This window comes from Acidipropionibacterium jensenii DSM 20535 (assembly GCF_000425285.1).
GTDB classification, from domain to species: Bacteria; Actinomycetota; Actinomycetes; order Propionibacteriales; family Propionibacteriaceae; genus Acidipropionibacterium; species Acidipropionibacterium jensenii.
Genome location: NZ_AUDD01000005.1, coordinates 174,792 through 187,959 on the forward strand (window position 1 = coordinate 174,792; position 13,168 = coordinate 187,959).

The window sequence follows — 13,168 nt, forward strand, 5'->3', positions numbered from 1 at the left end:
GGCAGCGCACTCCCCCTGCTGGGTCCTCGCCACGAGGGGGTGCAGGGGGAGTCATCTCCCCCGCCTCAACCATCAGCGAAGTGGCCGGCAGGGCGAGTCCCAACCCCCTGCTGAGCCCCGCCACGAGGGGGTGCAGGGGGAGTCGTCTCCCCCGCCTCAGGGAGTCGAGAGCAGCGGCAGCAGGTCGTTGACCGAGTCCAGGATGATGTTGGGCCGGTAGGGGAACCGGTCGATGTCCTCGCGCTGGGTGATCCCGGAGAGCACCAGGACGGTGAGCAGGCCGGCCTCGATGCCGGCGACCATGTCGGTGTCCATCCGGTCGCCGATCATGGCGGTCGACTCGGAGTGCGCCTCGATCCGGTTGAGGGCCGAGCGGAACATCATCGGGTTGGGCTTGCCGACGATGTAGGGACGCCGTCCGCCGGTTGCCGTGGTGATGAGCGATGCGATCGCACCGGTCGCCGGCAGCGGCCCCTGGGGGGAGGGCCCGGTGGCGTCGGGGTTGGTGCAGATGAACCGGGCGCCGTCGCCGATCAACCGGATGGCCTTGGTGATGGCCTCGAAGGAGTAGTTGCGGGTCTCACCGAGGACGACGTAGTCCGGATCGGTGTCGGTGAGGATGAAGCCGGCCTCGTGGAGGGCCGTGGTCAGGCCGGCCTCGCCGATGACGTAGAGGCGGGCGCCGGGATTCTGGTCGGCGAGGAACCTGGCGGTGGCCAGCGCCGAGGTCCAGATGTTCTCCTCGGGGATGATGAGGCCGGCCGCGTCCAGGCGGGCGGCGAGGTCGCGCGGGGTGAAGATGGAGTTGTTGGTCAGGACGAGGAATCGTCGTGAGGTGTCGACCCACCGCCGGATGAGGTCACTGGCACCGGGGACCTCATGTTCCTCACGCACCAGGACGCCGTCCATGTCCGTGAGCCAGCACTCGACTTCTGCAGGTTCTCTCATGGCTCCCAGCCTATCCAGAAGCCGCAACGTCGGTGCGGGGAAAGCGGCCCGGGCCGGGGCCTGTTCCCGGGGCCATCGAGGCCGATGGTGCATAATCCCCAGGTTGGATGCATGTTCTTGCATCGTCGATGTCAGCCAGGAGGACCGTGATGCGGACGCCCACCGCACAGGAGCTGTTCCGGAGACGGTTGCCCGCCGGAGTGAGCGACGAGGGATGCCCCGAGGGGATCGCCCAGACTCCCGAGCGGATTGACGAGTCGCACTCCCTGCGGCGTTCGATGTCGACCCTTCAGCTCACCCTCATCGGGGTGGGTGGCACCGTCGGCACCGGTATCTTCTTCATCCTGTCGCAGGCCGTCCCCGAGGCCGGTCCCGCGGTACTCATCTCATTCGTGCTGGCCGCGGTGGTCGCCGGACTCACGGTGGTCTGCTACGCCGAGCTGGCCTCGACGATGCCCTCCTCCGGGTCCTCCTACTCCTTCACCTACGCGACGATGGGCGAGCTGGTCGCCTTCATCGTGGGAGCCTGCCTCATCCTGGAGTACGGGGTCTCCGCCGCCGCGGTGGCCGTCGGCTGGTCGGAGTACCTCAACCTGCTGATGCACAATCTGCTCGGCTTCAGCTTCCCCGCGATCCTGTCTGCCGCGCCGGACGCCGGCGGTCTGGTGAATCTGCCGGCCGTCATCCTGGTCGGGATGTGCCTGCTCCTGCTGCTGCGCGGCGCCTCGGAGTCCGCCCGCGCCAACTCGATCATGGTGATCGTCAAGATGGTCGTCCTGGTGATCTTCGCGGCGATCGCCTTCACCGGCTTCCACGCCGACCACTTCTCGAACTTCGCCCCCTACGGCGCCCACGGGGTCACGATGGCCACCGGTTCGCTGTTCTTCTCCTACATCGGGCTGGACGCCGTGGCCACCACCGGTGGGGAGGTGCACAATCCGCGCAAGGCGGTGCCCCGGGCGCTCATCCTCGCGCTCATCATCGTGACGGCCATCTATCTGCTGGTGGCCGTCTCGGCGCTGGGAGCGCAGCCCGCCTCGGCCTTCAGCGATCAGACCGCCAGCCTGGCGCACATCGTCGAGGGTGTGGTCGGATCGTCGTGGCCGGGTACGGTGCTGGCGGTCGGCGCGGTCATCTCGATCTTCTCGGTGACCCTCATCTGCCTCTACGGCCAGACCCGGATCCTGTACTCGATGAGCCGCGACGGTCTGGTGCCGGCGAAGCTGTCCGAGGTCCATCCCCGGACCCGGGTGCCAGTGTTGAACACCTGGATCGTGTGCCTCGCGGTGGCGGTGCTGGCAGGTTTCCTGCCGCTGGGGATCCTCGCCGATCTCACCAGCATCGGCACCCTGTCGGCCTTCGCCCTGGTGTCCCTGGGGGTCATCATCCTGCGCCGCACCGCCCCCGATCTGCCGCGCGGGTTCAAGGTGCCGGGCTACCCGGTCACCCCGATCCTGTCGATCATCGCGTGCATCTACGTCGTCTCCGGGCTGCACGCACTGACCCTGATGGCCTTCGGCGTGTGGATCGCGATCGCCCTGGTCTTCTACTTCACGTGGAGCCGGCGGCACTCCGAGCTCGCCGCCCCGCCGCGGGATCTGCGCTAGCCTCCCCGGGGCCAGGCGGACCGACCCGGCACCCGCCGCTGAACCGACCTCACCCATCTCAGTCCTCACCCACCATTGCTGACACGCAAGGAGAACCCATGTCGAGAATCGCCCTCGTCCGCAAGCCCGGCCCGCGTCTGAACGAGGGGCTGGTGGACCACATCGAGCGGGTTCCGGTGGACCTGCCGCTGGCCCTGGAGCAGTGGCAGGGCTACGTCGAGGCCCTCCACGCGGCCGGCTGGCAGACCCGCGAGGTGGCCCCTGCCGACGACTGCCCCGACGCCGTCTTCGTCGAGGACTCGGTGGTGCTGTTCCGCAATGTGGCGGTGTCCACCCACCCCGGCGCCCCCTCACGGCGCGGCGAGATCGCCGCAACGCGGGCTGCGGCCGAGGAGCTGGGCTGCTCCCTCAACCGGATCACGGCCCCGGGAACCCTGGACGGCGGCGACGTCCTCAAGGTCGGCGACACCGTCTACGTGGGTCAGGGCGGGCGCACCAGTCCGGCCGGCATCGCGCAACTGCGCGCCATTCTGTCTCCCCTGGGAGCGACGGTGGTGGCTGTCCCGGTGACCCGGGTGCTGCACCTCAAGACCGCCGTCACCGCGCTGCCCGACGGGACGGTCATCGGCTTCCCCGACTTCGTCGACGACCCGGCCCTCTTCGAGCGCTTCCTGCCGGTCCCCGAGGAGCACGGCACCGCGGTGCTCTGCCTGTCGGACTCCCACCTGCTGATGTCGGCCTCCGCGCCGCGCACCGCCGAGCTCATCGGGAGCCTCGGATACCAGGTGACGACGGTGGCGATCAGCGAGTTCGAGAAGCTGGAGGGCTGCGTCACCTGCCTGTCGGTGCGGTTGCGCTGCCTGTCCTGATCACAGGAATGCGTCCGAGGGCGACTATTGTGGCCCGAGGCGAGGGATCCACCTGCCGTGCCGTCGGCCAGCACCTTCTCATCGCCCCCAGCCGAAACCCGCACCAGACAGGAGCACGCGTGAGGATCAAGGCCGAAGGCAACGTACCGGCGAGCCCTGAGACAGCACTTTCCCGGTCCATCCGGAGAGTGGCCTCGGGAGACAGCGGTCGGGCCGGCGGACCGGTCCTCGGTTCCGCCCACGCCAAGGCGATCCTGTTCGGCGAGCACGCCGTGGTCTACGGCGCCCCGGCGGTGGCGATCCCCCTGCACGCTCTCACCGCGGTGGCCGAGGTGAGCCCCCGACGCGAGGGCACCCGGATCCACAGCGCCCTGTTCCACGGCGACGCCGATGACGCCCCGGCGCGCATCCAGCCGCTGCTCGAGGCGATCTACTCCGCCCAGCGGCACACCGGCATCTCGGACATGGGGGTGGAGCTGCGGCTGGACAGCACGGTCCCCTACGAGCGCGGACTGGGCTCCAGCGCGGTCGTCGGAGTGGCGGTGGCCCGGGCCGTTGCCGCCCTCGCCGGGGTCCAGATGGACGCCGACGAGATCTTCGAGGTGGCGATGGACTGCGAGCGGATCGCCCATGGCCGATCGAGCGGACTGGACCCGCGAACGGTCATCTCCGAGGTGCCGATCCGCTTCCACGGCGGCGAGGTGGCGCACATCCAGGTGGGTGCGCCGCTGGTCTTCGTCCTCGCCGACAGTGGCCACGCCGGCTCCACGGCGCGCGCGGTGGGTGCGGTGCGTGCCAGTCTCAAGGCCGATCCGGAGAGGATCTCCGGCCTCATCGACCGGCTCGGCGAGATCGCCGAGGGCTCTCTGGACCAGTTGGCCGCCGGCGACCGGGAGGGGCTGGGCGCCCAGATGTTCGAGGCCCACCGTCACCTGGCCGAGCTCGGGGTGAGCGACGTCGCCCTGGAGCGGCTTGTCGACGCGGCCCGTGCCGCCGGCGCCACCGGGGCCAAGCTCACCGGCGGGGGGCGCGGCGGATGCGTCATCGCTCTGGCCCGCGACGACGAGCACGGGGCGCGGTTGGAGCACGCCCTGCGGAGGGCCGGTGCCGCCCGCACCTGGCGGACCACCGTCTCCCAGGCCTGAGGACTGCGGCATGACGACGGCCACCGCCCGCGCCTTCCCGAACATCGCCCTGGTCAAGTACTGGGGGAAGCGCGATGAGCGACTCATCCTGCCCGACGCCGGGTCGCTGTCGCTGACCCTCGACCAGCTCGCCACCACCACGACGGTGACCCTCAAGGATGAGCCGGGGGACGACCTGTTCGCCCTCGACGACAGGCCCGCCTCGCCGGCGGCGGCAGCGCGCACCAGCGAGTTCCTGGACATCGTGCGGCAGTGGGCCGGCGATGACCGGGCGGCCGTCGTCCGATCCCACAACGAGGCCCCCACCGGGGCCGGGCTGGCCTCCTCGGCCGCCGGTTTCGCCGCCCTGGCTATGGCCGCGGCGGCCGCCTACGGACTGGAGATGGACAGCCGGGAGCTGAGCCGGTTGGCCCGCCGCGGTTCCGGATCGGCCTGTCGCTCGGTGGTCCCCGGACTGGCCGTCTGGCACGCCGGCGACGACCAGGCCTCCTTCGCCGAGCCGATCCCCGGGCCGGATCTGCGGCTCGTCACGGCGATCCTCTCGGACCGGCCCAAGGCGATGTCCAGCCGCGAGGCGATGCGGCTGAGTCACGAGACCTCCCCCTTCTACCCGGCCTGGGTGAGGTCCACCGAGCTGACCCTGGCGCAGATGCAGGCCGCCTGCCGGGTCGGTGACATCGAGCGGATCGGTCAGCTCACCGAGTCCCACGCGCTGCGGATGCATGCGGTGATCGCGTCCTCGATGCCGCCGGTGCGCTATCTGGCCCCCGGCAGTCTCCAGGTCTTCGACGCCGCCCAGCAGCTGCGCCACGACGGGGTCGTCGCCTGGGCGACCGCCGACGCCGGACCCAATGTGTGTCTGCTCACCACCCCGTCCGACGCCCCGCGGGTGGCCGCGGCGGTGGCCGGCCTGGGGGTGGCCGATCCCGACCGGGTGCACGTCATGGGTCCGGGCCCCGGCGCCGCCCTGGTGAGCCCGGAGCCGACCGAGGAGATGGCCCGATGATCGAGACCCGTGCCCCCGGAAAGCTCTACATCGCTGGCGAGTACGCCGTGGTGGAGCCCGGCCATCCCGCCATCCTGGTGGCGGTCGACCGGTGCATCACCGTCCGGCTCACCGAGGGGTCCCGGATGGGCCGGGTCCACTCCACCCGGTACGGCCACGGCCCGGTGACCTGGGTGCGAGACGCCGACGGGCGGATCGTGGTGGACCGCAGCCCCTACGACTACGTCACCGCCACCATCGCCGTGATGGAGCAGTTGCGCGCCGAGCGCGGCCTGGCTCCGCGCTACTTCGACCTGCACATCGACTCCGAGCTGGACGACGAGGACGGTCGCAAGTTCGGTCTGGGCTCCTCGGCCGCCGTGACGGTGGCCGTGGTGGCGGCCCTGGACGAGTTCTACCAGATGGGTCTCAGCCTCACCGAGAGGTTCCGGATCGGCTTGCTGGCCACCGTGGAGGTGGCTCCGCGGGCCTCCGGCGGGGATGTCGCGGCCAGCACCTTCGGCGGTTTCGTGCACTACGTCTCCCCCGACCGCGACGCCCTCCGGCGCACCGCCGGCGCCCAGGGGGTCGAGGAGACCCTGGGGGCCCCGGTGTGGCGCGACTGCCGGGTCGCCCAGCTCGGGCCGCTGGCCGGGCTGGACCTGCTGGTCGGCTGGACCGGGTCGCCGGCCTCCACCGAGCGTCTGGTGGAGAGGGTGCACCTGGAGCGGGTGCCCGGGGACCGCGGGGACGCCGACGCCCACTACGAGGCCTTCCTGGCCGGGGCACGGACCGGGGTCGATGAGCTGGTGGCGGCGTGGAGCCGTGATCCGGCGACCGTGCTGCGGGTGATCGGCTCCTTCCGGACCCTGCTGCAGGGCCTGGGCAGGCTGCGCGGCACCAGGATCGAGACCGATCAGCTGCGCGCCCTGTGCGATCTGGCCGAGGCCTCCGGAGCGGCCGCCAAGCCGTCGGGGGCCGGCGGCGGGGACTGCGGAGTCGCTCTCATGCCGCACGGCGGTGCCCCCGACGGGTTGCTGGACGCGTGGCGGTCCAACGGCATCCTGCCCCTGGATCTGAGCCCCTACCCGGCTCAGCGCGACCCTCGCGGAGCGACCCGATGAGCGCCCTGCCCAGTGGACCCGACTGGGGTCACGACGCGGCTCAGCGCCACGACCGCAAGGAGGACCACGTCCGGCTCGCCGTCGTGCAGTGGTCGGGCCGCAGGGACCAGGGCGAGGGCGGTCCCCCGCGCCCGGGAGGGTCCCCGGTCAACGAGTTCGACGACCTGGAGTTCCTGCACCACGCTCTGGGGGCGGTGCCACTGGAGGAGGTCGACCTGGGTGTCGAGCTGGCCGGCCAGCGTCTGGAGTCGCCGTTCTACATCAACGGGATGACCGGCGGCACCGAGCACACCGGTCACATCAACCGGCAGCTGGCCATCGCCGCACGGGAGACCGGGCTGGCGATGGGGTGCGGTTCGGTGTCTATCGCCCTGGACGATCCGTCCTGCGCCGAGGGGTTCCGGGTGATCCGGCGCGAGGACCCGCGCGGGCTGGTGATGGCCAACATCGGTGTGGGACGGTCGGCCGATGACGCCGTGAGGGCGGTCGAGCTGCTGGAGGCCGACGTCCTGCAGGTCCACGTCAATGCCGTCCAGGAGACGGTGATGCCCGAGGGCGCCCCGCGCTTCGCCGACTGGCGCGACGGCATCGCTCGGATCGTCGAGGCGGTGCCGGTCCCGGTGCTTGTCAAGGAGGTCGGATTCGGGCTGAGTGCCCGGACCCTGCGTCAGCTCGCGGAGATCGGCGTCCGGTACGCCGACGTGTCGGGACGCGGCGGGACCGACTTCCTGCGGATCGAGAACGACCGGCGCCCCGGGGCCGACTACGGCTATCTCACCGGGTTCGGGCAGTCGGCCCCGGCCTGTCTGCTCGACGCCGGCCGACTGGGGTTCGAGGAGCACCCCGCCCTGCTGGCCTCCGGCGGGGTGCGCAACCCGCTCGACGTGCTCAAGTGTCTGGCCCTGGGAGCCGGATCGGTGGGAGTGGCCGGATCCTTCCTCAGCGCTGTGGTGGACGGCGGCGCTGCCGCCCTGGTGGAGCTGATCACCAGCTGGCAGGTGCACACCCGGGAGCTGGCCGCCCTGCTGGGGGCCCGCGACGTCGCCGGGCTGCAGCGCACCGATCTGCTGGTGCGCCGGGGCCTGGCGGAGTACTGCCAGCTGCGCGGGATCGACGCGGGGGCCTACTCGCGGCGCAGCGAGGCCTGACCGCTGCTGCGCAGGATCACTCGGTCGGCGGCAGGGAGTTGAGCCCGAGGGTGCGGAAGATCTGATCCTCGACCCGGTCCAGTGGCAGGTCCGGGTGGAATATCAGCCACTCCAGGCCGGCTATCAGCGTCGCCCCGACGATGGCCGCGGCGCCGATCCGGCTGTCCGGGCTCTCCTTGCTGACGACACTGCCAGTCTCCTCGGCGGAACTGCCGCTCTCGATCGCATCAAGGGGCCCCATCAGCGCGGTGCGCCAGCTCGAGACCGACTCCCGCCAGGAACGATCGGTGCGGAACACCTCCGAGGCCAGTACCCGTGCCGAGTCGAGGTGCTCGTGCATGTCGGCGAGCAGGGTCGCCACCACCGCACGCTGCAGTGCGGCGCCGGTGAGACCGCGCGAGGCCTCACGGATCGAGTCGGAGACCCGGGCGGCGTGCTCGTCCATCAGGGCCTCCACCAGACCCGCCTTGGAGGTGAAGTTGTAGTAGACGCTGCCCTTGGCGCTGCCCGAAGCCAGCGCGATGTCGTCGACCGAGGTCGCCGAGACGCCGCGGGTGGCGAACAGGTGGGTGGCCGCATCCAGAATCGACTGCGCCGTCGCCCCCCGTCGCCCGGGTGATCTCGTGAGGGCATGTGACTCCTGCCCCGACTGCGGCTCGACAGGTACGTCTCCGCCGGTTGTCATGACTCCTCCATCTCACCGTTGAGCGTTCCGCACCGGGTGGGGTGTCGACCGGACTCCGCCCGGTCGGCACCCCACCCGGTCCGTCATCAGATCTTCAGGGCCGGGTGCAGCCGCGACAGGGTCCAGGTGCGCTTGCGCGCTGCCAGGATCGACGAGAGCACCAACGAGACCACGAAGATTCCGGCCATCACCGCCACCGCTGTCCAGAACCTCGGCCCTATCGAGCCGGTGATCGCCTGCCTCAGTCCGTTGACCACATAGGTCATCGGCATCCACGGGCTGACGGCCTGGAAGAATCCCGGTTCGGTCTGGATCGGATAGGTGCCACCGGCCGAGGCCAACTGCAGCATCAGCACCGAGATGATGATCACCTTACCGATGGCCGAGCCGAAGCCGATCTGCAGCATCTGTTGCAGGGCGAAGAAGGCAGCGGCCACCAGGAGAGCGAACAGCACGGTCGCCACCGCGTGGTTGGGGTTGATGCCGATAGCGAAGTGCATCACCGAGAGCATGATGAAGACCTGTCCCACGGCCAGGGTGAGCGCCGAGTTGAGCGATCCCCACGCCATCCGGAACCCGCTGACCGAGGTCATCAGGGCCCGCGACTGGAGCGGGCGCAGCAGCAGCCAGGCGACCAGCGCACCGACCCACAGGCCCAGGCCGATGAAGAACGGTGCGAAGAACTCGCCCCACGACGCCGCCTGGTGCAGGTTGTGCTTGGCCAGGCCGACCGGTGAGCTGACGGCCCTGGCCCGCTGGGTCTGGACCGACGCGGAGTCGTGGGGGATCTGTCCGGCCCCGCTGCTCAGCTTGTTTCCCAGCGTGGTGGCGCCGTGCTCGAGGGTGCTCAGCCCGGTGGTCAGGGTCGGCGTCCTGGCAGCCAGGGTGGCCGCGCCGGAATCGACCTTCGTGGTGGCGCTGTGGATCTTCTGGGCTCCCTGGTCGAGAGCCGCGACTCCGCTCACCAGCGCCGGCACCTTGGCGTTGAGCTGGCCGGTTCCGGAGGCCACCTGCTTGCCACCGGCGGCCAACTGATTCGCGCCACTGGTGAGGGTGGTGGCCCCAGAGGCGAGTGCACCGGCCCCGCTGCTGATCTTCGAGGTCCCTGCGGCGAGCTGCTGGCTGCCGGCACTGATCGCCTTCGCCCCGGCGACCAGGCCCCTGCCGGGGTCGGGGTTGGTGAATCCACCCGACAGACTCCTGGCCCCGGTGTCCAGCTGCGCCAGGCCCGCGACGAGCCCCCTGTCGGAGTGGGGGTTGTTGAGCCCGTCGCTGAGCTGGACGAGTCCCTTCTGGAGGGTCGGGATGCCGGTCGAGGCCTTCGTGCTCATCTGGGTGATACCGCTCGACAGTGCCTTCGACCCGACCATCAGCTGGTTGATCGATCCCTGGCTGCCGCTGAGGGTCTTGGCGCCGGTGGCCAGACTGGCCGAGCCGCTGGCGAGTTCACCAGACCCCTTCGTCAGAGTCTGGGCGGCTCCGGACAGGGTTGGCACCGATCCGGACAGGGTGGACAGTCCGGTTCCCAGCGGCCCGTTGCTGGAGACGGCGCCGGCGAGCGACCCCGCTCCCCTGCTGAGCTGCGAGCTGCCGCTGCTGACCTGGGATGCTCCATCGGCCAGGCTCTGGGCCGCCGCGTGCACCGACGTCGTGCCGCCACTGGAGTAGATGCCGTCGCGCACCTGCGAGGCGCCTGCGGCAAGGTCGGAGGCCTGACGCTGGGCACTCTGGCCGGTGCTCGTCTCCAGGCCGGAGAGAATCCGGTTGACACCGGCGGTGTCGCCTCGGTCGAGCTCGGCTCTGGCGGCGATGACGGCGGCATTGATCTGCTTGAGCTGGGTCGCGGTCTGGTCGGTACCGGCCGCGACCTGGGCGGCTCCCTGGTGGAGCGTGGAGTCCTTCCCGGTGGCTGCGGCCAGGGTGCGTGCGCCGCGGCTCAGCGAGGTCGCCCCGTCGGCGACCTGACTGGCCCCGGTCTTGAGGGATCCCGAGGCGGTCTGGGCTCCCGACAGCCAGGTCTGGGCCCCGCCGGTCCAGCGCTTCGCCCCGGATGCGAAGGAGGTCGCACCGGAGGAGAAGGTCGTGGCCCCGGAGGAGAAGTGGCTGGCTCCCGTGGACAGTTCCGAGACGCCGGTCACCAGAGTCCCGAACTGGTTGGCCAGCCGGGTGGCTCCGTCGGCCAGGGCCGGTGCCCCCGACGTCGTATCGGCGGCCTGGGCCAGACCCTTCTGGAGGCCGGTGAGACCGGAGGCTCCGTTGGACAGCTCCGCGGCTCCCTTCCCGGCCGTCCGGGCGCCGGCCAGTGCGCTGTCGAGGCCGGTGCTGAGGTGCTGGGCGCCGGCGGAGGCGGTCGAGACGCCGGTGACATATCGGGCCTGGGCATCGCTGAGGTCGCGTGCACCCGAGGCGCCGCTCGCCGCTCCGGAGGCCAGCGAGTTGATGCCGTTGACCAGGGTCGGGGTCTGCTTCTGGAGCGCGGTGAGTCCGGCAGACAGCTGCTCGGCGCCGGTGTTGAGCCGCGACACCCCGCTGGCCATGGTCGACACCTTGCCTGCGGCGCTGGCGGTGCCATCGGCCAGCGTTCCGGCCCCCGCCGCCAGCTGCGCGGTGCCGGCGGCGAGTTCTCTGGTCCCCACGCTCAGCGTCGTGGAACCGTCCTTGGCCTTCTTGAGACCGTCCTGCAGGACGAAGGCGCCGTCGGAGGCCTTCGTCATGCCGTTCCGGGCGTCACCGAGTCCCACGACAAGGGTCTTGGCCGCCGTCTGCCCGATCTTCTGGGACACCACGTCGCGGATCTGGGTCATGGCGTTGCTGCCGAGCTCGGTGGCCAGGAAGGAGTTCGAGTCGTTGTAGGTGACCTTGATCTCGGCGGAGGTCGGATCCTGGCTGCCGAGGGAGACGATGTCGGAGGAGAAGGTCGCAGGGATCGTCACCGAGAAGTAGTACTTGCCGGACTTCACTCCGTCGGCCGCGGTCGAGGAGTCGACCAGGTGCCATCCCAGTGGCTTCCGGTCGACCAGTGTGGTGACCACATCGGTGCCGGCGTGGACGGTCCTGCCGTTGCTCTGAACGGCGACGTCCTGGTTCACCAGCGCCACCGGCAGGTCGTCAAGACGGTCGACCGGGTTCCAGAACGCCCACACGTACATGGCGCCGTAGAGCAGTGGGATGAGCAGCAGCACGGCGAGGGCCATCCGGGTGATGGGCTGCCGGAAGAACCTCTTGAGTTCGGTTCCGTGAGATGTCCAGGCGAACATCACGCCTCCTCGGCGATGTCGGTGGTGGTCAGATCAAGGTGGGACGGCTCGGTCGTCCAGGGGATGCGGTCGAGCTCGTGCGCGTCGGTCGTGGAGGCGACCACGGTGACACCCGATGCCGCGATGGCGTCCAGCCGCGACCAGACGGTGTCCTGGTCGGACAGGTCGTGGAGCTGGTCGACGGCGTCGACGGTGATCAGCGCCGGACTGCTGGCAAGAGACAGGGCGATGCGCAGCAGCAGGTTGGACGGCTCGTCCAGCTCGTAGACGCGGGTCTTCGCAGTGGGAACCGGCAGATCGCCGAAGGCGAGCCGGCAGATCTCGGCGATCTGCTCGTTGCCGGGGTAACGCACGATCTTGTACCAGGGCGCGAGCCAGGCGAGCCGTTCGCGGACGGTCGAGCGCACCGTCACGACGTCGTCCAGATCGTCGAGACCGGCGACCCCGGTGACCGAGGTGTGGCGCTGGACCCAGCGTTCCGAGGCGGGCAACTGGTGCCCCAGGACCTCGAGTCGCGATCCCCTCGAGGGTCGCATCCGCCCGGCGAGGGTGAGCATCAGGGTGGACTTGCCGCTGTCCGGAGGACCGGTGACGATCCCCAGATGCCCTTCCTCCAACGTCCAGTCGAGGGGTCCGTAGACCAGACCTCGCCTGCTCGCCAGGTGAAGGTCCCCAGCCTGGATGGCGAGTTTCGTCATCACACTCTCCTGTACCTACGCGCGGTGCGACCTGCACCCGTCGAGCACTATACTGACCGGTCAGTACAAATCAGAATCGATGAGATGGCGCCCCTGTCGCGTCCGTACAGTCGCGTCAGTACTGACGGGTCTGCGCCAGCGGGTCTGTGCCGGCAGGCGTGCGGCACCCGGCGGAGTGGCTCACAGCCAGCTGCCCGCAGACCTCGGATGAGGACGGGCGGCAGATCCGACCCCGCCCCATTGCCCCCGATATGACGCCATGTGCGGCTTCCACAATGACGTCCACGGTGTTTTCGTGGCTCATGTAATGCGATGGCCCGAACAGCAGAAACGGCGCAGCCCGCTGGAAATTCCCCAGTTCTCCCACCGCGGAAAAGAAGACCAATACGTGGGATTTATCCGGCTCTTCACGAACGAGGGTGTAGCGGGTTGAGCGTGTCGGTGGCCGGGTAGGGGTCGAGGTCTCCCTGAGGATGGAAGTTCTCACACTCGCCATCTGCCGGAAGACCTCGACGTGTCACACCCTACTTTCACTACACCTTGCCTGACCACGTTCTGCGGTCTCGACGAGCTCGGCCTGGAGGCTGTCGGGCAGCGTCTGGACCCGGATCGGGCGGTGATCGAGTGCCGTGTCGTGGAGCCGGACCGGTGGTGCCGCGAGTGTGGATGCGAGGGCGCCCCGCGCGACACGGTGATCCGTCG

Annotated in this window: 10 protein-coding genes and 1 pseudogene; 7 read left to right on the top strand and 4 right to left on the bottom strand. The window is 70.1% G+C overall.

Annotation, left to right across the window (positions count from 1 at the left end; all coding sequences use genetic code 11):
* Positions 1–156 precede the first annotated feature (156 nt).
* Positions 157–948 carry an HAD-IIA family hydrolase gene (locus tag H590_RS0104835; RefSeq protein WP_036981065.1) on the bottom strand — a complete coding sequence of 264 codons (792 nt, stop codon included), beginning with the start codon at positions 946–948 and terminating at the stop codon, positions 157–159.
* A gap of 149 nt (positions 949–1,097) precedes the next feature.
* On the opposite strand from H590_RS0104835, the gene H590_RS0104840 reads away from it, so the two are divergent.
* From H590_RS0104840 to fni, 6 genes are all read left to right on the top strand, one after another.
* Positions 1,098–2,555 (top strand): amino acid permease, encoded by a 1,458-nt coding sequence (locus H590_RS0104840; protein ID WP_084149278.1) that lies wholly within the window; start codon positions 1,098–1,100, stop codon positions 2,553–2,555.
* Between the two features lie 98 nt (positions 2,556–2,653).
* On the top strand, positions 2,654–3,424 hold the full coding sequence (ddaH, locus tag H590_RS0104845) for a dimethylargininase (protein ID WP_028702679.1): 771 nt from the start codon (positions 2,654–2,656) through the stop codon (positions 3,422–3,424).
* 188 nt (positions 3,425–3,612) lie between these two features.
* Entirely contained in the window at positions 3,613–4,569 is a 957-nt protein-coding gene (gene mvk / locus H590_RS14950) for a mevalonate kinase (protein WP_036981067.1), read from the top strand.
* A gap of 10 nt (positions 4,570–4,579) precedes the next feature.
* Entirely contained in the window at positions 4,580–5,575 is a 996-nt protein-coding gene (mvaD, locus tag H590_RS0104855) for a diphosphomevalonate decarboxylase (protein ID WP_028702680.1), read from the top strand.
* Positions 5,572–6,678 (top strand): phosphomevalonate kinase, encoded by a 1,107-nt coding sequence (locus tag H590_RS0104860; protein WP_028702681.1) that lies wholly within the window; start codon positions 5,572–5,574, stop codon positions 6,676–6,678. The genes mvaD and H590_RS0104860 overlap by 4 nt, the downstream gene beginning before the upstream one ends.
* Positions 6,675–7,826 carry a type 2 isopentenyl-diphosphate Delta-isomerase gene (fni, locus tag H590_RS0104865; protein ID WP_051238180.1) on the top strand — a complete coding sequence of 384 codons (1,152 nt, stop codon included), beginning with the start codon at positions 6,675–6,677 and terminating at the stop codon, positions 7,824–7,826. Before H590_RS0104860 ends, fni begins: the two co-directional genes overlap by 4 nt.
* 16 nt (positions 7,827–7,842) lie before the next feature.
* On the opposite strand, the gene H590_RS0104870 is transcribed toward fni, so the two are convergent.
* The 3 genes from H590_RS0104870 to H590_RS14955 all read right to left on the bottom strand — a co-directional run bounded on the left by H590_RS0104870 (position 7,843) and on the right by H590_RS14955 (position 12,466).
* Entirely contained in the window at positions 7,843–8,511 is a 669-nt protein-coding gene (locus tag H590_RS0104870; protein WP_051238181.1) for a TetR/AcrR family transcriptional regulator, read from the bottom strand.
* Between the two features lie 86 nt (positions 8,512–8,597).
* Positions 8,598–11,768, bottom strand: coding sequence for a YhgE/Pip domain-containing protein (locus tag H590_RS0104875; RefSeq protein WP_028702684.1), 3,171 nt, complete (start codon positions 11,766–11,768; stop codon positions 8,598–8,600).
* The gene (locus tag H590_RS14955) at positions 11,768–12,466 is read right to left on the bottom strand and encodes an ATP-binding cassette domain-containing protein (protein ID WP_051238182.1); all 699 of its coding nucleotides are present in this window, start codon (positions 12,464–12,466) and stop codon (positions 11,768–11,770) included. The genes H590_RS0104875 and H590_RS14955 overlap by 1 nt, the downstream gene beginning before the upstream one ends.
* Before the next feature lie 514 nt (positions 12,467–12,980).
* Here H590_RS14955 and H590_RS17815 point away from each other — a divergent pair.
* Positions 12,981–13,168 (top strand): annotated as a pseudogene (locus H590_RS17815) (ISL3 family transposase); the annotation flags it as partial.